Source organism: Marinomonas sp. UCMA 3892 (assembly GCF_012726345.1).
Taxonomy (GTDB): Bacteria; Pseudomonadota; Gammaproteobacteria; order Pseudomonadales; family Marinomonadaceae; genus Marinomonas.
This window is the reverse complement of the sequence record NZ_PTXN01000023.1, coordinates 31,688-54,290: the sequence shown is the minus strand read 5'-3', so window position 1 is coordinate 54,290 and position 22,603 is coordinate 31,688. Positions and strand designations below refer to the sequence as shown.

General features: G+C 41.7%; 16 protein-coding genes. 5 read left to right on the top strand and 11 right to left on the bottom strand.

The window, feature by feature from the left end:
• Nucleotide 1: 1 nt before the first annotated feature.
• The gene (locus B6N13_RS21700) at nucleotides 2-226 is read right to left on the bottom strand and encodes an MbtH family protein (protein WP_169460590.1); all 225 of its coding nucleotides are present in this window, start codon (nucleotides 224-226) and stop codon (nucleotides 2-4) included.
• Nucleotides 227-253: 27 nt separating this feature from the next.
• Complete coding sequence (gene fes / locus B6N13_RS21695) at nucleotides 254-1,567, bottom strand: enterochelin esterase (protein ID WP_211172975.1); 1,314 nt, start codon at nucleotides 1,565-1,567, stop codon at nucleotides 254-256.
• A gap of 105 nt (nucleotides 1,568-1,672) precedes the next feature.
• Between fes and B6N13_RS21690 the strand changes: the two genes are divergently transcribed.
• Nucleotides 1,673-3,748 (top strand): TonB-dependent receptor, encoded by a 2,076-nt coding sequence (locus B6N13_RS21690; RefSeq protein WP_169460588.1) that lies wholly within the window; start codon nucleotides 1,673-1,675, stop codon nucleotides 3,746-3,748.
• A 100-nt stretch (nucleotides 3,749-3,848) separates the two neighbouring features.
• On the opposite strand, the gene dhbA is transcribed toward B6N13_RS21690, so the two are convergent.
• From dhbA to B6N13_RS21670, 4 genes are read right to left on the bottom strand one after another with little or no spacing between them, the layout of a single operon-like run.
• The gene (gene dhbA, locus B6N13_RS21685; protein WP_169460587.1) at nucleotides 3,849-4,607 is read right to left on the bottom strand and encodes a 2,3-dihydro-2,3-dihydroxybenzoate dehydrogenase; all 759 of its coding nucleotides are present in this window, start codon (nucleotides 4,605-4,607) and stop codon (nucleotides 3,849-3,851) included.
• Nucleotides 4,604-5,488, bottom strand: a complete 885-nt coding sequence (locus tag B6N13_RS21680) for an isochorismatase family protein (RefSeq protein WP_169460586.1) — start codon at nucleotides 5,486-5,488, stop codon at nucleotides 4,604-4,606. The genes dhbA and B6N13_RS21680 overlap by 4 nt, the downstream gene beginning before the upstream one ends.
• A gap of 11 nt (nucleotides 5,489-5,499) precedes the next feature.
• Complete coding sequence (locus B6N13_RS21675; protein WP_169460585.1) at nucleotides 5,500-7,152, bottom strand: (2,3-dihydroxybenzoyl)adenylate synthase; 1,653 nt, start codon at nucleotides 7,150-7,152, stop codon at nucleotides 5,500-5,502.
• Nucleotides 7,149-8,324 (bottom strand): isochorismate synthase, encoded by a 1,176-nt coding sequence (locus B6N13_RS21670; protein WP_169460584.1) that lies wholly within the window; start codon nucleotides 8,322-8,324, stop codon nucleotides 7,149-7,151. The genes B6N13_RS21675 and B6N13_RS21670 overlap by 4 nt, the downstream gene beginning before the upstream one ends.
• A gap of 528 nt (nucleotides 8,325-8,852) precedes the next feature.
• Here B6N13_RS21670 and B6N13_RS21665 point away from each other — a divergent pair.
• The 4 genes from B6N13_RS21665 (at nucleotide 8,853) to B6N13_RS21650 (ending at nucleotide 16,249) form a co-directional block, all read left to right on the top strand.
• Nucleotides 8,853-9,905, top strand: coding sequence for an iron ABC transporter permease (locus B6N13_RS21665; RefSeq protein WP_012069331.1), 1,053 nt, complete (start codon nucleotides 8,853-8,855; stop codon nucleotides 9,903-9,905).
• Between the two features lie 3 nt (nucleotides 9,906-9,908).
• On the top strand, nucleotides 9,909-10,748 hold the full coding sequence (locus tag B6N13_RS21660) for an ABC transporter ATP-binding protein (RefSeq protein ID WP_169460583.1): 840 nt from the start codon (nucleotides 9,909-9,911) through the stop codon (nucleotides 10,746-10,748).
• 79 nt (nucleotides 10,749-10,827) lie between these two features.
• Complete coding sequence (locus tag B6N13_RS21655; protein WP_169460582.1) at nucleotides 10,828-12,066, top strand: MFS transporter; 1,239 nt, start codon at nucleotides 10,828-10,830, stop codon at nucleotides 12,064-12,066.
• Nucleotides 12,067-12,238: 172 nt separating this feature from the next.
• On the top strand, nucleotides 12,239-16,249 hold the full coding sequence (locus B6N13_RS21650) for a non-ribosomal peptide synthetase (protein WP_169460581.1): 4,011 nt from the start codon (nucleotides 12,239-12,241) through the stop codon (nucleotides 16,247-16,249).
• A 93-nt stretch (nucleotides 16,250-16,342) separates the two neighbouring features.
• Here B6N13_RS21650 and rnk read toward each other — a convergent pair whose 3' ends face one another.
• The 5 genes from rnk to fucP all read right to left on the bottom strand — a co-directional run bounded on the left by rnk (nucleotide 16,343) and on the right by fucP (nucleotide 22,567).
• The gene (gene rnk, locus B6N13_RS21645; RefSeq protein WP_012069327.1) at nucleotides 16,343-16,756 is read right to left on the bottom strand and encodes a nucleoside diphosphate kinase regulator; all 414 of its coding nucleotides are present in this window, start codon (nucleotides 16,754-16,756) and stop codon (nucleotides 16,343-16,345) included.
• A 301-nt stretch (nucleotides 16,757-17,057) separates the two neighbouring features.
• The gene (locus tag B6N13_RS21640) at nucleotides 17,058-18,719 is read right to left on the bottom strand and encodes a glycoside hydrolase family 3 N-terminal domain-containing protein (protein ID WP_169460580.1); all 1,662 of its coding nucleotides are present in this window, start codon (nucleotides 18,717-18,719) and stop codon (nucleotides 17,058-17,060) included.
• Nucleotides 18,720-18,738: 19 nt separating this feature from the next.
• Complete coding sequence (locus tag B6N13_RS21635; protein WP_169460579.1) at nucleotides 18,739-20,085, bottom strand: MFS transporter; 1,347 nt, start codon at nucleotides 20,083-20,085, stop codon at nucleotides 18,739-18,741.
• 119 nt (nucleotides 20,086-20,204) lie between these two features.
• Entirely contained in the window at nucleotides 20,205-21,104 is a 900-nt protein-coding gene (locus B6N13_RS21630; RefSeq protein ID WP_169460578.1) for an AraC family transcriptional regulator, read from the bottom strand.
• A 158-nt stretch (nucleotides 21,105-21,262) separates the two neighbouring features.
• A complete protein-coding gene (gene fucP / locus B6N13_RS21625) occupies nucleotides 21,263-22,567 on the bottom strand; it encodes an L-fucose:H+ symporter permease (protein WP_169460577.1) in 1,305 nt (434 codons plus the stop codon).
• Nucleotides 22,568-22,603 lie beyond the last annotated feature (36 nt).

Below are 22,603 nucleotides of genomic sequence, written 5' to 3'. Positions count from 1 at the left end.
TTTAAGAACCGCTAGAAAGTGAAGGGGAATTTTGCGGGCGAATATCCGTCCAATTCGTTTCGACATACTCAAGACAATTTTCACGAGAACTCGGTCCAAAAGCCTGTTGCCAACCTGGTGGTATTGCCTTAAAAAGTGGCCATAAACTGTGCTGCTTCAGTGCATTCACCAAGACCAAAAACGCCAATGAATCATCTTCAAATGGGTTAATTACTTCATTACTCATTTTTTACTCCCTGTTAATTCAATAAAGTTAGGATCTAGCTGGCATTAAATGTCGCAAACCATCAATAAGGCCTGAGCGCCATGACAACCAATCATGCCCACCACAAACTACCTCGTAATGCACCCGACCACCTTTTTGCCGAATCGCTCGATAAGTCGCTTCGTTATATAGGCACATATCTGCTTCGCCACTTCCCACATTCAAAAAAACTTGTAAATGAGAAACGCTTATTTGATTTTTTAGGATTTGGTCAGCCAGGCTATTTGCAGGTACATTCTTAATCCATTCGTCACTAGAAGTCGTATCATTAGGTGCTCGCATCCGACTGTCTTCTGGCCACCAAAAGGAGCCAGATAAACTAATCACTTTAGAAAAATACTTTGGAAAGGTAATACCTGCGTACAAAGCAGAAAGCCCACCTAAACTCTGACCAGCAACAAGAAAATCAGTAACAGAACAATCGTCTACTGCAAGCATTGACGTTACTATTGGCAAAAGTTCATCTAACAAAGACTGCCAAAAAGAGTGATGACAACTCAGCTCTTTCCAGCGAGTTGGCCCATCAATTGAAGGCACCAAAAGATAATGAGCAGATGCTATTTTAAAGGTATCTGTTAAATACTGGAGAACCGATAGCGTGCCACTTGGCGCTCCCCATTTTTGTCCATCAAGCAATATAACCAATGGTGCGTCACTAGTTGCAGTCGAGAAAAGCCAAACTGTTCGCTGATTACCCAGATTAGTTGAAGACCAATTGATGGCATGAACTCGACTCACCGGAATAGCATTCAACTCCCCACGATCCCATTCCTGCCAACCCAATGCAGTTGTGGCTTTAGGAAGATGAAGCGGTGAACTTATCCCCCACCCCGAAACCAATTCAGGTAATGGATTTAATGGATCAGAAATCTGATTAACGGCAACAGACATCCACCAAGCACGTTGCGCTTCTCTAGAACCATCGCCCGTTTGTCGCACAGAATCTGGCAACTGGTGCTTTTCGATCGGAATAAAGGAATAACTGCCTCGCCAGCTAGAATCGACCTGTAACTCTCCCAACCACACATCCGTACCACTTATTCGATGTAAGCAAACAGGTTCCCAACTGTGATGGTCTGTCAACGAATTAACATCAAGCAACACACCAGCAATGCTTGATTCATATTCATTTCCTTGAGGATCTTGCCAGACAAACAACACTGAGCTGGTTTGCTCACTTTCCTCCTTTATAAAAGGCATACCTGTAGAACTGACGCTTTGCCACCAAACGTTGCTGCCAACCTGTTCTTGGCAAACACCAAAATATTCCAACCAAACTGGCAACACAGATTCCTGATTCAACACATTCATCCTTTATTTCAAAAATACGCTTAAATACTATTGCGAATCATTATCGTTATCAATAATATTAACAAACATTTACTTAACAATGCAAAAAGGAATAGCATGTCTCTCTTAAAGAAAAAACCATCAGTTCAATTCCCAAGCAACCTATCTACCGTCGCCCTAGCGGTCATTAGCATTAATGCGGCTTGTGTTTCATCAAATGCATTCGCGGAAGAGGTTAATGCATTACCAGCCTTGGTCGTTACTGGTGAAAAAATCGACAAAGACATTAAAGAAACAACAACAGCCGTTACCATTATTCATGGTAAAGATATTGCTAGTGGCGAAACTAAAGAGGTAAAAGAACTAGCAACGCAAGCACCAAACGTCGTCACTTCTGCATTTGGTAATGTCGCGATTCGAGGAATGAGTGGTAACGGAGCGGCTTCCGGTGGTTACGCCTTGATCACTGGCGCACGCTCTCGCGTCTCTACCGTAATTGATGGTGGAACCCAAGATTGGTCTGGCTATAATTTCACGCCAAGTGGTGTCTGGGACGCCCAGCAAGTGGAAGTCTTACGTGGCCCACAATCTACAACCCAAGGTACCAGTTCGATCGCAGGCGCAGTGGTAATAAAAACGAACGACCCGACCTTTACCAATGAGTCCGCTATACGAGCCGGACTTGAACATTACGAAAACGGAAATCTGAAATACAACTTAGGAGCGATGTCATCAGGTGCCTTAATTGACGATGAGCTGGCATATCGTATTACACTCGATGGCACTAAGGGCGAAGGTTGGATGAACTACGCTCAAGAAAACAATGAGCTAGACACTGGCCCCGACGTCAACGATGCAGAAAACTACAATGTACGCGGAAAATTGCTTTGGGAGCCTGCAAGTAACCCGAACTTAACTACGAAATTAACCGTTGAACATCACAAGTATGAAGGAGAGTACTTAAGCTGGGCAAATGATGAAAAAAATAACTTTTCTGGGCCACTGATGACTTTAGGAAGTGGTGGTCGCAATACACGTCTACAAGATTCAACAACAGACGCAATTGCAATAGACATCGATTACGATCTAGGTGATGGGATCAGTAACGCTTTATATATCGCCTATAGCAAAAGCAAAGTAAGCTTTGATGAATATCCTGGGACAACCCTACTCGACATAACAAAAAATACCACAACGATTGAAAACCGTATCATCTTCAATCAACCTGACGCGAAACTAACAGGTGTCATTGGCTTATTCGTGTCAAAAAAAGACGCTGATACAGACATCACTTACCGTGGTCAAGACTGGTACACAGCCAACGACACCTCCACCACTACATTGGCATTCTACGGTGAAGGAAGCTATGCATTAACTGAGAAAACAAATTTGATTGGTGGTGCTCGAGTAGAAAGAGAAGAAGCAGACCGCTTTATTGTCAATGATGGCCGTACCGATGTTGATCACGACGATAGCGAAACAAACCTCCTACCAAAAATCGGTTTAACACATGCAATATCAAATACCACAACATTAGGCGCCAACATTCGTAAAGGCTACAGCCCTGGCGGTTCTGCTTATCAATGGGACTCAACACGCGAGTTCTATACTTATGATAGCGAAGAGGTTATTGCTTACGAAGTGAGCAGCAAAAGTCAATTCGAAAATGGCACTACATTAAATACCTCTTTGTTCTACAATGACTACTCTGATTATCAAGCCATGTATAATGATCGAATCAACAACATTGATTCAGCACACACATACGGCTTAGAAGTGGAAGCCACCGCTTGGGCTACCGATGATCTTCAAGTACGCGGTTCTATTGGTTTGCTACGAAGCGAAATTGACAATTATGAATCCTCAAAAGGAAATGACCTTCCTAGCGCCCCTGAAACAAACTTAAGCCTAGGCTTCACTCAATATATTGGTGAAAACTGGTCCTTTGGAGCGGACACAACTTATGTTGGCAAATACTACTCTGATTTAGATAACAACGAAGACTACAAAGCAGGTGACTATGTCCGTACCGATGCTCGCATACAGTACGTTAATGGCAGTCTAACCATAGATGGTTATGTTAAGAACCTAACTGACGAAGACATTATTTACCAAATTAGTGGAGGAAGATCAGTACGCGCCTCTGTAGGTCAAACACGCACTATCGGCTTAAGCGCTACCTACCGCATGTAATAATTAGGAATAACGCAAAGAACCAAAAAGGCGAATCAGAAATGATTCGCCTTTTTGGTTCTTTTATAAATAGTCCAATCAATTGTTATTCAATTATAAATTAAGCATTTAACGTCGCACCACCATCCACAACAATGTCTTGCATAGTGATATGGTTCGACATATTAGAAGCAAAGAATAATACCACTTGAGCAATATCGCTCGGCTGAGCTATTTTGCCTAACGGAATACCCAATTTATATTGCTCGGGAAAACCGTTAATAGTGTTTTGCTCAGCATCATCATTGGTCCACAGCATTCGTTGCATTGGCGTATCAGTAGAACCCGGACACACCAGATTACACCGAACACCATAAGGCGCTAGCTCTAGACCTGCAGTATAGCTTAGTGCAGATAACGCGGCTTTTGATGCACAATAAGCCGCCATATTCTGACGCGGTACTTTTGCGGCATTCGAGCTAATGGTTACTATCGCCCCACTTTTCTGACGCTTAAACGTCGGAGTCGTATGCTTAATCATTAAAAACGCACCACCAGCATTGACGTTAAAGCAGTGTTTGAAACCCTCAAAGCTGGTTTCTTCAAGGCCCCCTAAATGTAATATTCCTGCACCATTAACCAGCACATCTAAGCGTGGAAAATCTGACAATACGTTTTGAATCGTCTGTAAAACCGCACTTTCATCGCTAATATCAAGTATCACACAATCAAAATCATAAGACTGATTATCAAATGACAAGTCAAAGCCAATAACCTTTGCGCCAAATTGGGTAAATTGGTTCGCAACTTCTAACCCTATTCCTCTACCAGCACCGGTTACCCAAACTGTTTTCCCTGAAAAATCGAGCGGATTGATCATGCTGCACACTCTCTTTTGCTTTGAATAAGGTGCCACCAGCCATTTAGCGTTGCAGCACTAGCCAATTCCTGAAAAGAAACCTCAATTCCCTGCGCTTTCCATTTGGTAACCAATGACATGATTTGAATCGAATCAAGGCCATAATCCATCAACTCTTCATTGGCATCAAACTCCTGGATATCTTCGTCATCAAGGAAGGCAAAAACTTGCGCTTTTAACTGCTCATAGCGAAAGCCAGTATCCACAATATCGGTTGCAATCAACACCTCTTTTGTTGAAATCACTCGACCAGTTCTTCCACCTGTAAAGGTTAGTGCCTGTCTATGCTCTCCCTCACTAAAATCCGCCAATGCATCGCCTATCATGAAAGGCTGAATATCACGCATAAACGCATCAGCTGCCGTAATCATGCAGCCAATGTGTGCATAAACACCACCAATCAATAACTGGTCGCGTCCCCAGCTCTGCATAAGTTCTTGAAGGTTAGAGCGATGAAATGCGCTATAACGCCACTTTACTAAAACCGTGTCACTTTCGTCTGGAGCCAACTCTTTCACAACCTGTTGCAACTCAGGAAAATCATTTAAGCCACTTCCCCACATATCATTTAATAAAGCACGGTCTTGCGGTTTCTGGTCATTGGGCTGCGCGGTATACACAACGGGAATATCATTGGCTCGGCAATAGGCTTTGATAGCGGCAAGGTTTTGTTTCAAGGTTTTAATCAGTTCCGAATCAGCGTCGTAAAAGCGCAGAAAGTACGCCTGCATGTCATGGATCAAAAACACGGCACGCTTCGGCTCTAATACCCAGTTTACTTTTTGATTGGGAAACGTATCAGCAGTTGGCATTGAGTAAGACGGTATCGTTGGAATGCTCATATAAAGTCCTTTTATAGTGTTTTATCTAACTGAGAAGTAAGCTGTAAATTATGTTGTAAACGCTGACGTATCAACTCACGTAATGCAACCTTATTAGGCTTGCCAACAGGAGTAAGGGGAAGAGAATCAATAAATTCAAACCGATCAGGCACTTTGTAGTCAGCCACACCAAGGCCTCTTAGATATTTACGCAAAGAGATACTTTTCATGCCATGACTAACCACTTTAGGAACAATAAAAGCACAGCTTTTTTCTCCCATCATACTGTCTGGCATAGAGACAAGCGCACTGTGCATAATCAACTCATGCTTTAATAAAAGGTTTTCTATTTCTTCTGCAGCAATCTTTTCACCACCGCGATTAATTTGATCTTTATCACGCCCAACTACTGTCAAATACCCTTTATTGTTACGACATACCAAATCCCCCGAATGATAAAACCCTTCCTCATCAAACACCTTGGCATTATGTTCTGGCGAATTGTAATAACCACGAATGGTGTATGGGCCACGAGTAGCCAACTCGCCTATTTCCCCTGCAGCGACCTCTTCGCCCTCGGCATCAAGTACTTTCACTTCATCAAGCGAGCACATAGGACGCCCTTGAGTAGTTACGATTGTCTCAATGTCATCATCCAGCCTGGTGTAGTTCACCAAACCTTCCGCCATACCAAGAATCTGTTGCAACTGACAACCCAGTATTTTCGGCACTTGTCGAGCAAGGCTTTCACTCAGTTTTGCACCACCAACCTGCATTAGCTGCAAAGAAGATAAAGACGCATTATTAGACGGTGCCGCTTGTAGCCACAGAGCCAAAGCAGGAGGAACCAAAGCGGCGACAGTCACTTGATGACGTTCAATTAACTCGAAACACGTATTCGCATCAGGACTTGGCGACATAACTACGCACCCGCCAACATGAAAAACACCAAAAGCTCCAGGAGAGCTAAGAGGAAAATTATGAGCACAAGGCAACGCACACAGATACTTTGTAGTGGCTGTAAAGTGACAGATTTCAGTACTACGACGCACACTAAAAAAGTAATCGTTGTGGGTTCTTGGGATTAGCTTTGGCGTACCTGTACTGCCACCAGAAAGCTGAAAGAATGCCACCTCATCTGCCTTGCTTGGTGTTGCTGTTAACAATGTACTTGTCGATGACCCAAGTATATTTTCGAGGGTCTCAGCCCATTCTGATTTGCCAACAATCAAAGCGTGCTGTAACTCTTTTAACAATACATTCAATGTGTTGAAAAAAGCACCATCATGAAACAAAGCATGTTCGTCACTGGCGACAATAATCTTTGGTGCAATTTGTGTGACGTAAGCGGTTAACTCCATTTTGTTATGACTAAACAATGCGTTAACAGGAGCAACACCAAGACGCATAAGCGCAAAAAACACCACATAAAACTCAGCAATATTAGGAAGCTGGACCAATGCGGTATCTCCAGTTCGTAAACCAAGCTCCTGAAAATAAACAGCTAATCGCCTAGATTGAGAACACAGGTCTTGATAACTCAACGACCTTTCACCACAAATAACAGCAACATTTTCTTGTGGTGCATTATCAATTAGGTCCAGTAATGGACGATCAGTCCAATAACCTTTTTCTCGATATTTTTTGGCAAACGATTCTGGCCAAGGCGTAAAAACAATACTCATATCACATCTTCCTTTATTCCAAATGCATTCAACATGGTGCGCATTTTTGCGCTGGTTTCTAACCACTCGCTTTCTGGGTTTGAATCTGGCACAACACCAGCGCCAGCGAATAAGGTCACCTTATTCTCCGATACTTCTGCACAACGTATCGCTATAGCCCACTCACCATTGCCTTCTGCATCACACCAGCCAACTAAGCCACTAAAAAAGCCTCGTTGGTGCGGCTCCAGATCTTCAATGTGATGCTGTGCTTGTAAGGTTGGTGTGCCACACATTGCTGGTGTTGGGTGTATTTGCTTTATAAGATCGAATACCGAGGGAGGGTTTACAGCAGGCAGAGTTGCTTCAATGTCCGTTGATAAATGCCACATTGTTGGCGTTGAAATCAGGCTAGGCTCTTCCCGCACATTAAGGCGTTCGACAACAGGCAATAAAGAGGCTCGAATCGCATCAACAACAAGCCTGTGTTCATAGTGATCTTTCTTAGAATTAGAGAGGCTTTTCGCCGCTTGCCGATCAGCATCGGCATTATCAAAACGTTTAGCCGACCCTGCCAATGGATTGGAAAATATCTTATTACCTTGTTTTCTAATGAGTAATTCAGGACTAGCGCCAATCAAAACACTATTTTCAAGCGGAACACTAAAATGGTAAGCACTTGGATTTTGCGCCATGATATTGGCCAATAAACGAGGAACGTCTACATTTCTGTCTAAGGTTAATTTCAGTATTTTGGATAACACCACCTTTTTTAAAGGACCGCTTTCAAAAATAGACAACGCCTGCTCTATCATGTCTAAAAAATCCACATGACTTGGACCAAAACTATGCTCACACACATGATGAACAAAATCCTTGTCCACAAATGACGGCCAGGTACGATCTAGGGGCTTTACTCTCTCGTACCATTCTGGCACTACCAGTTGTGCAGCCTGATTCATATCGAATGGAATAGCCCCAACCAAAATAGGATTATTCTTCCCTTGAGCTTTCTCTCTTTTGAATACAGCCTGAACGTCGTGATGAAAAGTATTAGCAAGAACTGGAATAGTAAGACGCTGGCTAATGCCATTTGCGCGCACAAGATTAAAATTCGAATTGAATAAAAATAAATCATTTTGAGAATGATTCAATGCAAACGTATCAGCATATTCTGGGAAGGTGGTGTCCATAAAAACTCCTTGTAATGATAACCATTATCAAGAGTAAATATAAACTTAATGAGAATCACTTGCAATTGATATACAGACTAACAATTTGTAAATTTTACGTAATCACTCTACCAAGAACAGAAAACATCATAAAAAATATTGTTAGCTTAGGATGGGCTATGAAGAAAAGAAAGCGCTGTGACTTTTCAGTCATAGAACCATATCTAAAAAGTATTTTATGCGATGGTCTAACCAAATATAGGCCTGTTTTTTTATTGTATATAGTAATGACTCTTAAATGCGCTTTAAATCCTAACAAAGTTCTTGATTAATTCTCATCTATCCGTAAGATGCCAAACGGAAACAATTCTCAACAAAAAAGGCTTATTTATGAGTCTTTATTTCATTGTGTCATTGGCAGATTGGCCATCACAAAGACTTGGTATTGATGTTAAACGTCTAAAATATGGATATTCGAAGTGCTGCTATTAATTACACAGCTTGATTTAAGCATCACAGCAAAAGCACACAAATTACTGGTAAATAATAATGCAATCAGCCTTAATTTCTGATGCTGTCTCAAACCAACGACGTAGCGAAAAGCGTCGATGGTCCGTTATCAGCATCCTGCTCATCATTCTTGTTTTTTCTTTTGTGTTGGATATAGCAACTGGCCCATCCTTGCTAAATGTAAGAGATGTTGCCAATGCTCTACTCAACCTGATAGGTTTTCCTGTTGAAGTAGACGCAACGACACAAGTCATTGTATCTAATTTACGCCTTCCGATTGCCATAATGGCTGTCGTAGTCGGTGGCGTATTAGGTGTCGGTGGAGCAGAAATGCAAACCCTACTCAATAATTCCATGGCAAGTCCTTATACATTAGGCATGGCTGCCGCGGCGGGGTTTGGTGCGGCTTTAATGTTGTATTTTGGATCATTGGGATTGAATACCGATATTGCGGTTCCGCTAGGTGCATTCGTTTGTTGCATGTTAGCAGCGACATTTTTATTCGCTCTAGCAACCATGAGACACATCAGTTCAGGTCAACTTATATTAGCTGGTATTGCATTATTATTTCTTTTCCAGTCTTTATTGTCTCTCGTACAATTTATCTCCTCACCAGAACTTAGCCAACAGATTCTATTTTGGCTCTTCGGCAGTTTATCAAAGGCCTCTTGGTCTAACCTTTCAATTATCATAAGTGTCACCGTTATCTGTATGTTCTTTTTAATACGCGATGCATGGAAACTGACTGCATTACGCTTAGGAGAAGAGCGAGCTAAAAGTCTCGGGGTCAATATTACTCGGCTTAGATTGCGGACTTTACTGATCGTTGCCGTCATGACAGCGACTGTTACAAGCTTCGTAGGCATTATTGGCTTTGTCGGCATCGTAGCACCTAACATTGCCAAGATTTTGGTCGGAGAAGACCAGCGTTTTTTCTTACCGCTTTCTTTCATTATTGGGGCTTTTTTGCTTTCTAGCGCATCAGTGTTATCTAAAGTAATCGTCCCTGGTGCACTATTCCCAATCGGTATTGTCACTGCCATTATTGGTGTGCCTTTTTTCTTTTGGCTGATTCTAGGTAAAAGGCGCTAATCTATGCTGCAAGTACACAATCTCAATGTCGTTTTAGATGACCTTGTTTTGGCAAAAGACATGTCATTTGACCTAGAACCTGGCAAGGTCAACGTTATTATTGGCCCTAATGGCACAGGGAAAAGTACGTTGTTAAAAACCTTGTTTGGCGATATTCACGCAAAATCTGGCGAAATAACGTTTGCAAACGAGACCTTACAACGTAAACAATTACCACACTGGCGTAAGCAGTTTGGTTATATGCCTCAAGATATTCGTCTTGATGTAGAGTTAAGTGTTTTAGAAGTGGTTCTACTTGGGCAATTAAACGCTCTAGGTTTTCGATTAGATGATAGTGTTATTAAAGAAGCGTTATCAGCACTTGATAAAATTGGCCTCTTGCATCTAGCAGATCGCCCAGTAAATAAACTCAGTGGCGGTCAATGCCAAATGATTTTATTTGCTCAAGCCTTAATGAGAAAACCTCAAATACTCATGTTAGACGAGCCTGTCAGCGCATTAGACCTTCATTTCCAACAAGTCCTTCTTGATCATCTAGATGCTCAAACAAAAGAACAAGGTTGGATAACTATAATGGTGCTTCATGACCTAAATCTTGCAGCTCAATATGCCGATAATCTACTGGTTCTTAAAGATGGAAAATTAATTGCTAACGGTCACCCAAACAACATACTGACACCATCGCTAGTAAAAAATGTTTATAACGTTGAGGCCGACATTACCAAAGACGCCGCAGGCATTCCTTTTGTTCGAACTATCCGAAACAATCGCATAGCTACTCCTATCATCAAGAACAAAGAACCAAAAGAACAAGCAATCAAAGTCGCAGAAGGCGCTTTCTAAACACCCAGTCAGAGTGAATAGCAATAAACAAGCACTTGCTTCATATTAATATTTTATAAAGGCTTAAATTAACCACATCATGCTTTCGAAACACCTGATAAAAGATTGGCAATTACTATCTCCTGCGGGACGAGTATTGGTGATAAATGGTTTCACCTTCAATCTTGGTTTTTACATGCTGCTACCCTACCTAGCCGATCATTTGCAGCATAATTTAGGCATCAGTGGTTGGTATGTTGGCGTGATCATTGGGCTTAGAGTATTAAGCCAACAAGGTATGTTTTTAGTCGGTGGTACTTTAGGCGACAGATTAGGCTACAAACGCTTAATATTATTAGGCTGTGCAGTTCGTATAGTTGGCTTTACCTTATTAGGAATTGGTCAGACTATTCCCATCCTAATCTTAGGGGCATTTTGTTCTGGTTTTGCTGGCGCACTTTTTACACCAAGCAGTCAAGCCTATTTAGCCTCAGAATATCCCGAACAAAAATCCAGAGATAAAGTATTCGCCCTGCAGAATTTAATGTCTGGTGCAGGGATGTTACTTGGTCCATTAGTAGGCTTATCTTTACTCTATTTCGATTTCGCTTTAGTTGGCATCATTTCAGCTGGTCTATTTACACTACTACTCGCTGTACAGTGGCGTTTTCTACCCGAGTTGGAATCACAAAAGAATACAGCACACGCCCATTCGCACTTCTGGAAGCAATGGAGCCATATGCTCAAGCACAAAACCTTTATGCAATTTGTATTATGCGCCTCAGTGTATCAATTATTGTTCCATCAGCTCTACATTGCTGTTCCACATGAAATCCGTGTAGTCACGCAAAATGTCAGTATCATTACTTGGGTTTTCGCGACATCTTCTATTATGGGAGTCTTAATGCAAATGCCCGTAAGCCGTTTCGTGGAATCCCACTTGGGAACGGCTCGCGGTATAGGGTTAGGTATGGCGATTATGGGTTCTAGCTACCTATGGCTCAACCTTAGCCTACCATGGCTACCAGCCTTACCTTTCATAATTTGTGCGATATTTTTTAGTCTGGGCTCTATGTTAGTGTTCCCACTTTTAGGGGCTTATGTCCCTAAATTTTGCTCCGCTAAGGAACTAGGTAGTCATTATGGTTTGTATTCTTGTGTGGGTGGTCTATACGCTTTTATAGGCAATATCAGCACAGGTTGGCTATTATCTTCGACAAATATAAATCATGGTTGGATTTGGTCAGGGCTAGCAGGCTTTGGCATTCTGTCAGGCGTACTGCTTTTTCTGCAAGTAACTAGTCACATCAAAAACAAAAATATTGCTTTTTCTAGTTAAGGCTGCAATTAAAAAACAATATAAAAAATACTTTCAACTTATATATTCATATATATGTAAATTTCATTTAATAGACTTAATTCTAAAGCCAACTTATGTTAATTTAAGTAAAAATTTAGCACGTAATAATCATAGATCTCACATGGATGACGTTTTTTGCAGGAGCAAACAAATGATTAAAAGTCATAACAATTGCTATGGTTCACAAGAACCTATATCTCAACAATCATTTGCATTACCCCTTTCTACCGCTCAGCGTGGACAATGGATAGCCCAAAAACTAGCGCCTCAAGATGCTGCCTTTAATATTGCCGAATACCTTGAAATAAAAGGTGTAATAGATGCAGTTCATTTTACTTCCGCTATCAAACAACTTATCAGTGAAGCTGACTGCATTCGCAGCCGAATCGTCGAAGAAGACGATAAAACTATCCAGATTATCCATCAAACAAATGAAGGCTATTTCTTTTTATCAGACGTTAGTTCTACAGAAAATCCACATCAAACAGCAATAAAATGGATGACGGATGACATGATGCAGCCACTCTCCAATCCAGGGGATATTTTGTGGCGTAGTGCTCTAATTAAGCTGGGCGAAAACCATCATTACTGGTACCACCGCTGCCATCACGTTGCACTCGATGGTTTCGGAGGGAACCTGCTCACGCTAAGACTCGCTGAAATATACAATGCATTACTAAACAATCTCGATGCAGGTCCTAATCCTTTTGGCTCTCTTGCTGCTCTTGTCGAAAGTGAACATGAATACAAATCTTCCAAACGCTATAAAAAAGATCGTCAGTACTGGCTAGAAAACCTTATCAACTTACCTGAAACTACGTCTCTTTCTCAGAGAATAGATCATTCTCAGAATAAAAAGCAGTTACGTAAACCTCTAACATTATCTCAAGAATTGACTAGTAAGCTCATTATTATTGGGCAACAAGTCAATGCCAGCCTGCCACAAACACTAATCGCTTTAGTGGCTGCGTATTTTTATCGTATGACAGGAGCAAATGATTTAGTTTTTGCAATGCCTGTTACCGCAAGAGTCCAACGATTGCAACGAAGTACACCTGGAATGATGGCAAACGCTGTGCCTATTCGCTTGAGTTTATCTACTGAAACCACATTGGAAAAGTTAATAGCACAAGTATCTAAAGTCGTGCTCAGAGCATTACGTCATCAACAATATCGATATGAAGACCTAAAGCGTGAACTCGGCCTAATGTCTGCTGGTCAGCAGATTGCCTCACTAGGGGTTAACATTGAACCTTTTAATTATGACTTAACATTTGGAAATTGCTCGACCTCACTGCATAACCTAAGTAATGCCTTGATCGATGATCTTACTGTTTTTATCTTCGACAGACATGACAATAATGGTCTAAAAGTAGAGTTTGACGCGAACCCTACACGTTACACAGAACAAGAACTAGAAAACCATTTAGCACAGTTTGAACGCCTAATAGACTCAATGGTATTGGCACCTACCAATCCTATCAGTAAGGCAACATTGTTGTCGGCAAGTGAGCGCTACAAAATTCTGCATACATGGAACGATACAGCTTGCTCTATCTCACAACAATCCGTAGTCGAAGCATTTAATGCTCAAGTAATCAGTACCCCAAATGCCATCGCAGTATCCTCTGGACAAAACTCTTTAAACTATTCAGAGCTTGATGCACTTTCTAATGCTTGGGCAAATAAGCTAATAAAAGAACAGGTTTGCCCATGCGATTTAGTTGCTATTGCACTCACACGTAATACGGACATGCTTGTCGCTTTGTTGGGTACACTAAAAGCTGGAGCTGCGTATTTACCACTGGATCCTGACTTTCCCGAAGAGCGTCTTCGCGGCATAGTTGAGGATGCAAATCCGAAACTAATACTCAGCTGCCATGGTGCTATTGGACAGTTACCCAAAGTTAATCTGCCGATATTATTAATCGATGACTCACATTCTGACATTTCCTTAGACAACAATGTTTCTCATCCTACTAATTTATCAATTCAAGGAAACAATCCTGCCTATGTTCTCTATACTTCTGGATCTACTGGTCGGCCAAAAGGTGTAGAAATTTCACATAAAGCCTTAATAAATTTCTTATGCGCTATGCAAAAAGAACTCGATCTTACTAGCGAAGACAAATTTCTGGCTATTACGACCATTTCATTCGATATTTCTATCTTAGAGTTATTCCTGCCTATTACGGTTGGAGCATCGGTTCTGATTGCGGATAGAAAAACCGTTCGTGATCCACAGGCTTTAACAGAGCTAGCGGTGACAGAAGGTGTAACTTTACTTCAAGCTACGCCGTCGCTTTGGCAGGCATTATTACCGACATACAGTAATGAACTAAAAGGCATTCGGCCTTTGGTAGGAGGCGAAGCATTACCAGGTCAACTGGCTCAAATCATGTCAAACTTGGGGCATCCTGTTGTAAACCTATATGGTCCAACAGAGACAACAATATGGTCGAGTATTATGCCACTGGTTAAACCAACAGACCTGCGTCACCCTCCTATTGGCAGACCTCTGCTAAACACTCAAATGTATGTTTTAGACCACGCTATGGAACCTGTTCCGGTAGGCGTGACAGGTGACTTATATATTGCTGGTAATGGTTTAGCACTGGGTTATTACAATCGCCCTGAATTAACAAATGAGCGGTTTATCTCTAATCCATATGGCAAAAAAGGCAGCCGCCTATATATCACGGGAGATAAAGCACGCTGGCGCCAAGATGGGGTATTAGAATACCAAGGTCGAGATGATCATCAGATTAAAATTCGCGGCTTCCGTATCGAGATTGGTGACATTGAATCTGCATTATTGGCATGTCGCGAAGTCATTCAAGCCATCGTTGTAGCTCAAACGTCGCCGAACGAAGATAAGCAACTGGTTGCCTATGTAATACCAGTTGATAGCAACCTTGATACCAGCGAACTTCGTCGCCAGCTAATCAATGTGTTACCTGACTATATGGTGCCAGCTCACTTTATGCTCTTGGATGAGATGCCATTAACACCAAATGGAAAAGTCGATCGTAAAGCCTTACCCATGCCAACATGGCAAGCTTCTAATACATATGAACCACCAAGAAATCAACTTGAAGAAATGCTCACTAGCCTTTGGGCAGAAACCTTAGGTCTTACGCTTGTTGGTATACGAGATAATTTCTTTGAAATTGGTGGTGACTCCATCTCAGCAACGCGGATTTTGAATCACATACAGAAGAACTTGTTAATTGAAGTGCCATTAGGTGTTTTATTTAAAGCATCTACTATTGCAGATCTTTCTGATTACCTAAGTAAAAGCGAAGATTGGGACCCTTTAATTAGCATGCTACCAATTAAATCAAGCGGTTCAGAATCTCCCCTATTCTGTATTCATCCAGCATTAGGACTTTCTTGGGGTTACGCCGGCTTACTGCGCCATTTACCAAAACCCACTCCTTTATATGGACTGCAAGCTACGGGCTTACGCCATGCAGCGCGCTTGCCAGAATCCATAGAAGAAATGGCAGAAGAGTATTTATTGCAAATTAAAAACGTGCAACCAAAAGGACCATACCGCCTTCTAGGCTGGTCCTTTGGTGGTCTGGTTGCTCACGCTATTGCTGAGAAGCTACAAGCAGAAGATGAAACAGTATCTTTTTTATGTATGTTAGACAGCTACCCATACAAGATTGGTTTTGAGCAACCCACTAATGAAGCAGATATTGTGCGCTCCGCCTTACTTTTCCTTGGCTATGACCTCAACACTTTGGAAAAGCTGCCAATTAACAAAGAAGAGTTAGCGTCGTTGTTATGGCGAGATTATGATGATTCGTCCATGTCTGTGGTTCAAGACATCCAAAAAAACCAAGCGGATATTATGGACAAAATTCAAACTATTATCGAAAACAATTTAACGCTGGCGGGGCGCTTCAAACCTGGAAAGGTGGATGCAGATTTACTGTTTTTTGTCGCTGAAGATAGTGTGAATGGCTCAATGGGCAATATTCTTGAGCACCAATCCAATGCCTGGGCCTCAAGAATCACAGGTAAAATAGAAACTCATAACATTTCATGTCGACATCAAGATATGCTTGATTCTGAACCGCTAAATGCCATTGCTCCTATTATAAAAGAACGCCTTGAGCAATCTGCTGAAAAGCATAAAACCAAAGTAAATTAACGGTATCAGGCAAGACTAAAAAAATAACCCCGAGCGTCAAACGCAAGGGGTTATTTTTATTACCAAAAACTGATCACTAACCAACCAAAAAACCTAAAGTTGGAACTCACCAGCACGTTCAGGCTGATAGTCTACCTTCATAATAACTACCGACAGCACATCACCATTTGGCTTAGGCCAATCAATTTGATCTCCTTCCTTTAGACCAAGTAACGCGCTGCCAACAGGTGCTAAAACTGAAACCGTGTCTTCAGCGCCATTAGCATCTTTTGGATATACTAAGGTTTTTGAAAATTCCTTTTCAGAAGATAAGACTTTAAATGTTACAGTCGAATTCATCGTCACAATATTGTCAGGCATATCTCGTGGCTCAACAATTTCGGCGCGATTAATCTCCTCCTGTAAATCATCTTTGTTGGGGAATTGCGAATAACTTAGTGAATCCAGTATCTTCTCAAGTCTCACAGCATCTAATGATGAAATGGTTATTTGTGGTCTTTGCATCATAATCTACCTATTCTTTATCTTGGTCTAACCTATTACTTAAAATAGAAAAAAGCCGTAAGTAAACTCATTACCTACGACTTGCTTCAGAAATTTTTCCAGTGTGTAAAAAAGTATAACGGAAGGGGAATTTGCTCTAGCAGGAAACCTTCCTTGTTTTTATAACACTCACTCTTTCCAATTCGAGCGGTGGATTTGCACCACAACGGACCATCATAAGCGAGTTCGCACACAAAGTCAGCAAACAAAAAAAGAGCCTGCGCACATTAATCTCACAGACTCTTTTTATTAAGCTAATTATCAATCAATAACGTAGTTGCTCTAACCCACAGAAAGGATCAATAGCAGCATTAGAATTAAAGCTTAACCGTCCTAACAAGCCTTCTACGACCGCCTTCTGAACCTCCAATAAAGGGCTATAGGCATTAATGTATACTGGCACTTTAGGCGCGTCGTACAAAAGATAAGGATGACCAAAAGACACCATTACCGTCGGAATATCGACCCACGGACGATACATGGCATTACCAAAACCGCCATGTAGTACCATCCAATCAATATAAATATGCGACTTCACCAACATAGATTCATCAGCGTTAAGATAGAGTAACAAATCATACTCTTTCACGTTTAATGCCATTCCTGTTTGAAACTCTGTGACTTCAAAGCCTTCATTTTTCAGCATGTTAGCCACACTTAATGGCGCAGGAATAGGACTAAAAACATGTCGAATACCAGTAGAAACAACCAACACACGCTGATGACGCTCTAAATTGATTGGTAAAATATCATCGCGGTTTTTTACCAAATGCACCGTGCGACGATTCAACTCGGGAATTCGGTCCGCGTAATCCGATGCCAACAGATCATTAAATTTACTAGAACTAATCTCCTCTTGCTTTTCGTGCAAGCCCAAAGCGGCTTTCATCGCTAAGATTCGCATAACAGATTGCTCTAAACGTGTTTCAGATACTCTACCTTCACGCACGGCTTTAAGCATATAAGCGTAATCTTCGACTGGGTCCTTGCAAAACAACAGCATGTCACAACCGTTTTCAATGATCTCAGCAACCACGTTTTCACGTTTCGTCCAGCTACTCAAACCCGCCATCACAGTAGCATCTGAGACAATTAAACCATTAAAGCCCAGCTCTCCACGCAAGAGCTGTTCATTGAGCAGCTTACTAACACTTGCCGGACGCCACCACTCTGCTGCGTTGCCCTCATGAGCCTTTACATATTCAGGCAAAGCAATGTGAGCGGACATAATCGACATCACATTATTGTCAATCGCACTACGGTAAAGTCGTCCATAACGCTCCTCCCATTCGGACATAGTTAATGGATTTACTGTGGTGACTAGATGCTGATCTCGGTCGTCGAACCCCTCCCCCGGCCAATGCTTTGCCGTTGCTGCAATACCGTTTTTTTGGAAAGTAGTAATATTCGAGCGACTCATACTTTCGATAACATCAACATCGCTACCGTATGATCGTGTACCTACGACAGCACTACGAAACTTAGCGTTGATATCAACAACCGGAGTAAATGACCAGTTAATGCCAAGCAATTTAGCTTCTTGAGCAATCACTTGGGTACAATATTCCACCGCACTCTCATCTTTCAACCCAGCAAGACCAAGCTGGTTTGGCACTTGAGCACCGAAAGGAAAGCTCATGCCACCGCCTTCAAGGTCACCACTCACCAAAAGCGGAATGACAGAATGACTGCGCAGCTGATTCATCATCTTTACTTCGGTATCAAGATCTTGCCCGACAAACTTAGTCACCGCACCAGGCTGAATCGTATCAATAAGAGATAACTCTTCTGCAGAATTTGCTCTAACAATAAGATTAAACAGTTGCCCTACTTTTTGCTCTAACGTTAGCTCTGAATATGTTGTATTCACCCAAGTAAGCTCAGTGTCACCCAGAAAAAACGGTGCATTACGGAATGATTCATTCATAATAAAATCTCAGTATTCTTTAATTTGCTCGGTTCGCTTCACGAGTCGCACGTAATTCAGATTGCATTGTGTCTTCTACCTCTCGCGTGATCGGATAAAAGTAAGCAATAACAGCAATACACCCAGCGCCAAAAGCAGGAATCAGACTCATGAAAAGTAAAATCATCTGAGCAGACTCTGCAGTTTGCTCAACACCTGCTTGATAACCAGCAAAACTCAACCCAATACCGACTAAGGCGCCACTTAACCCCATACCAAATTTATGAGAGAAGGTCGCAGAACTGGTAGACAAACCAACCACACGGCGACCAGACTTCCACTCTACATAATCAGCAGTGTCAGCAACGAGTCCCCATAAAGAAGAAGCGGCAATCCCCTTCGACATCTGATTAAGAAAGATAACGGCGTAGATCAAATACATATTAGATGGGTCAACCCAATATAAATTACTAATACAGCACATACTCAACAAGGCACCAGTAATTACCAAACTCCTTTTTGAATAGCGCTTCACTAACTGAGACATCAACGCCGAGCCAGCGATCATTCCTAAACTAGCCATAGTAAAGAACATTCCAGCTTTACTTGTATCGCCTACGATATAAGTAAAATAATACATACCTACGGCAAACGGCATAATGGTAAAGGTAAACAATGGGATGCCCATTAAAATAGTCACCCACCAAGCGCGGTTTTTGATCACCACGGCAAAATCATCCTTCAAAGAAGAACGTTGTTTGATCATTGGAACGTGCTCTTTGACGCGAGAAAAGCACAGCCAGAACATTACAACCATGACAGCACTTAGCAATATCATGGTGTACTGAAAGCCCTGCTGCTTATTGCCATCACCAAAAAATTCAACAAGCGGTAACGTGCTCGCATTGACCAATAATGCGCCGGTAAAAGCCAATACCATGCGAAATGAAGCCATTTGACCACGCTCTACTGAGCTATCCGAGATGGTTGCTGGTAAAGAGGAATATGGGATATTGATGGCTGTATAGAGTGTCATCAATAGAATATAGGTCACAAATGCCCAAATGATTTTGCCGGATTCATCCATATCAGGCGTCGTAAAAGTGAGCACAGCAACAATAGCCAGTGGAATAGGAACATAGAGTAAATAGGGACGAAATTTACCAAATCGAGTTTGGGTTCTGTCACCTATCATACCCATTATTGGATCAGATATGGCATCCCACATTCGCGTAACAAAAAATAATGTCCCGACGAGAGCTGCAGAAATCCCGAACACATCGGTATAAAAAAACATCAAATAGGTGCCAACAGCAGTAAACACCACATTACTGGCTAAGTCACCAAAGCCATAACTAACCTTATCGAAAAACGACAACTTCTTCATAATGAAACCTTAATTGTATTTATTGTTTTGCTTCATTATGGGAATTAATATCAAGTGTGCTATCCGATTTTTGACCTGCTCAGTAGCCGTTTTTTGACCTTAAAAAAAATCACCTTTTACTAAAGATACAAAAACTGCCTATCCAACCACGGCATAATTCGTTGTTTCAAAAGTACTACATCTACTCCCGCATAGGCTTGCCCCACACTCACTAAACTTACCGACTCCCGCTTAAGACGAAACTCCGTTGGCGTACAGTCATATTCTCGGCGAAATGCCATATTAAAGGCTTTTACAGAAGGAAAACCATGATCAAAAGCGATATCTGATACGGCTTTTTTAGGTTTCTGTGCCAAATCTGACAAGCTTTTTTCTAATCGATAAAGGGTCAAATAGCGTAGAAAAGTCTCGCCTACTTTGGCTTTAAAATACCGGCTTAAATAGGCTTCCGACAAACCTCGCTCCTCTGCTAACAAGGACAGAGATAGATGCTCTTGGTAACGCAATGTAATCTGACGCAACAGGTCATTCATCAATAAAGTAGATTCAAGAGAGTCCTCTCTAATTGCATTAGTCGAAGGAAAGTAACGAGCAAACAGCAAGCCAAATTGAGCAAGTAAACTTGTTTGTGCCTGTTGCCAATGATCCGCCTTGTAGTAGTGCTCCCACCACAAATGCGCCATCAGCCGCTTAATCGTTGGCAGCATATTTTTCTGAACCAAACTCCATGCTTTCATTGGGCAAGTATCCAGAGCCACTCCAGCAAAGTTATGCTGTAGACAAAGCACTAAATTATCATCCTCGGTAGATTGAGTGGCGTGAGGCAATTCTTTATTAATAAATAAAACATCGCCTTCCTGCAAAAGCAGTATTTCATCCATCACCTGAACTCGAATTCGACCTTTTACCACCCATAAGCATTCATGGGCATCATGATGGTGTAAATCACACTGAGTCACAGAATGAGCAAATATGCGGCTTTCTTCTTCTAATATTTCCGCTCTGTTCGATAAATACATAACAAACTAACATCCTTAATGATCCAACAAAAATCAACCACGAGCCTTTTCAACATTGATTTGAGTGAGCTGGAATCATAAAGAAGTAAGCGTACAAAGTCACAGACAAAAAAAAGCCCCGCAATTCGCGAGGCTCTTTAGAATTCATTAACCAGTAATTAAACAGAGGTGCTTTTCACTGAGAACATTCCGTAAGCTGCTACAACTAAGAAACAAGCAGCAGGCACAACATAAGAAATAATAGCGCCGTACTCATCGATAGTCGCGCCTTGGATCAATGGCATTACTGCGCCACCCAAGATAGCCATTACCAAACCCGCAGAACCGAATTTCGTATCACTACCAAGACCGTCCAACGCAATGCTGTAAATCGTTGGAAACATCAAAGATAAACAAGCGGAAATAGACACTATCGCCCAAACACCAGTTACATCTGGCACCATCACAGCGTATAGGCATAAAGCAGTACCTAATAAAGCCAAGATGCTTAGCAACACAGCAGGACGGAAAAAGCCCATCAACCACGTCATAACAAAACGCGATATTAAGAAAATAATCAAACTATACTGCAAATAATCAGACGCACTGGCTTCTGTACCACCCAATGTTTCTTGCACATATTGGATAGTAAAAGTCCAAGTACAAGTTTGTGCAGCAACGTTAAAGAACTGTGCTACAACTCCCCAACGGTATTGTTTTCTAGCAAGTAATCGTCCTAGTGTCGCCACAAAATCAATCTTCTGTACCTCATCAACATTAACCTTGTTAGCCGATTTAGGTACGCGCATAAAATAGATAAACGCCCAAATGATCATCAACACAAACGCCATGCCGACATAAGGTGTCATCACGCTATTTAATTCATCTGCTCGAATGCTCAGTAGCATTTCTGGCGCCATGCTGGCTCTTTCTTCAGGAGAAGCCGTATTTAGATTAGGAAGAATCAATGTAGCCGCAAGAAACACACCGATATTGGTGCCAACTGGGTTAAAGGCTTGGGCCAAGTTTAAACGGCGTGCTGCACTGCCTTCTGGTCCCATAGTCATCACAAAAGGATTCGCCGAGGTTTCTAAAATAGACAAGCCTGCTGCCAAAATAAACAAAGCAGCCAAAAAGAAACCATACGTCATCGAAACACTGGCGGGATAAAAAGCTAAGGCGCCTAAAATAGCCAAGCCTAAACCTGTCAACACACCCGCTTTATAAGAGTAACGAGCATTGATAAACGCTGCTGGAATCGCCAAACAGAAATACGCGCCATAATAAGCGAACTGCACTAAAGCGGATTCAAACGTGCTCATGGTAAAAATTTTACTAAACACTTTTACCAATGGATCTGTCATATTGGCGGCAACGCCCCATGCAGCAAAACAGGTAATCAATAAGATAAACGCGATTTTCATGTTCGGATAAACGAACGGAGCAGATAAGGATTTTTCTGGAGCTGTATTTTGATTTTTCATAAAGCAAACAACATCTATTATTTTATAGTTGGATGA

What these genes read in the sequence shown, in the direction of transcription:
- B6N13_RS21660 (WP_169460583.1), top strand. Translation starts at nt 9,909, where the DNA reads ATGCTGCAAGTACACAATCTCAATGTCGTTTTAGATGACCTTGTTTTG.
- B6N13_RS21630 (WP_169460578.1), bottom strand. Translation starts at nt 21,104, where the DNA reads ATGTATTTATCGAACAGAGCGGAAATATTAGAAGAAGAAAGCCGCATA.
- B6N13_RS21700 (WP_169460590.1), bottom strand. Translation starts at nt 226, where the DNA reads ATGAGTAATGAAGTAATTAACCCATTTGAAGATGATTCATTGGCGTTT.
- B6N13_RS21675 (WP_169460585.1), bottom strand. Translation starts at nt 7,152, where the DNA reads ATGAGTATTGTTTTTACGCCTTGGCCAGAATCGTTTGCCAAAAAATAT.
- B6N13_RS21665 (WP_012069331.1), top strand. Translation starts at nt 8,853, where the DNA reads ATGCAATCAGCCTTAATTTCTGATGCTGTCTCAAACCAACGACGTAGC.
- dhbA (WP_169460587.1), bottom strand. Translation starts at nt 4,607, where the DNA reads ATGATCAATCCGCTCGATTTTTCAGGGAAAACAGTTTGGGTAACCGGT.
- B6N13_RS21670 (WP_169460584.1), bottom strand. Translation starts at nt 8,324, where the DNA reads ATGGACACCACCTTCCCAGAATATGCTGATACGTTTGCATTGAATCAT.
- B6N13_RS21635 (WP_169460579.1), bottom strand. Translation starts at nt 20,085, where the DNA reads ATGAAGAAGTTGTCGTTTTTCGATAAGGTTAGTTATGGCTTTGGTGAC.
- B6N13_RS21655 (WP_169460582.1), top strand. Translation starts at nt 10,828, where the DNA reads ATGCTTTCGAAACACCTGATAAAAGATTGGCAATTACTATCTCCTGCG.
- B6N13_RS21640 (WP_169460580.1), bottom strand. Translation starts at nt 18,719, where the DNA reads ATGAATGAATCATTCCGTAATGCACCGTTTTTTCTGGGTGACACTGAG.
- rnk (WP_012069327.1), bottom strand. Translation starts at nt 16,756, where the DNA reads ATGATGCAAAGACCACAAATAACCATTTCATCATTAGATGCTGTGAGA.
- B6N13_RS21690 (WP_169460588.1), top strand. Translation starts at nt 1,673, where the DNA reads ATGTCTCTCTTAAAGAAAAAACCATCAGTTCAATTCCCAAGCAACCTA.
- B6N13_RS21680 (WP_169460586.1), bottom strand. Translation starts at nt 5,488, where the DNA reads ATGAGCATTCCAACGATACCGTCTTACTCAATGCCAACTGCTGATACG.
- fucP (WP_169460577.1), bottom strand. Translation starts at nt 22,567, where the DNA reads ATGAAAAATCAAAATACAGCTCCAGAAAAATCCTTATCTGCTCCGTTC.
- B6N13_RS21650 (WP_169460581.1), top strand. Translation starts at nt 12,239, where the DNA reads ATGATTAAAAGTCATAACAATTGCTATGGTTCACAAGAACCTATATCT.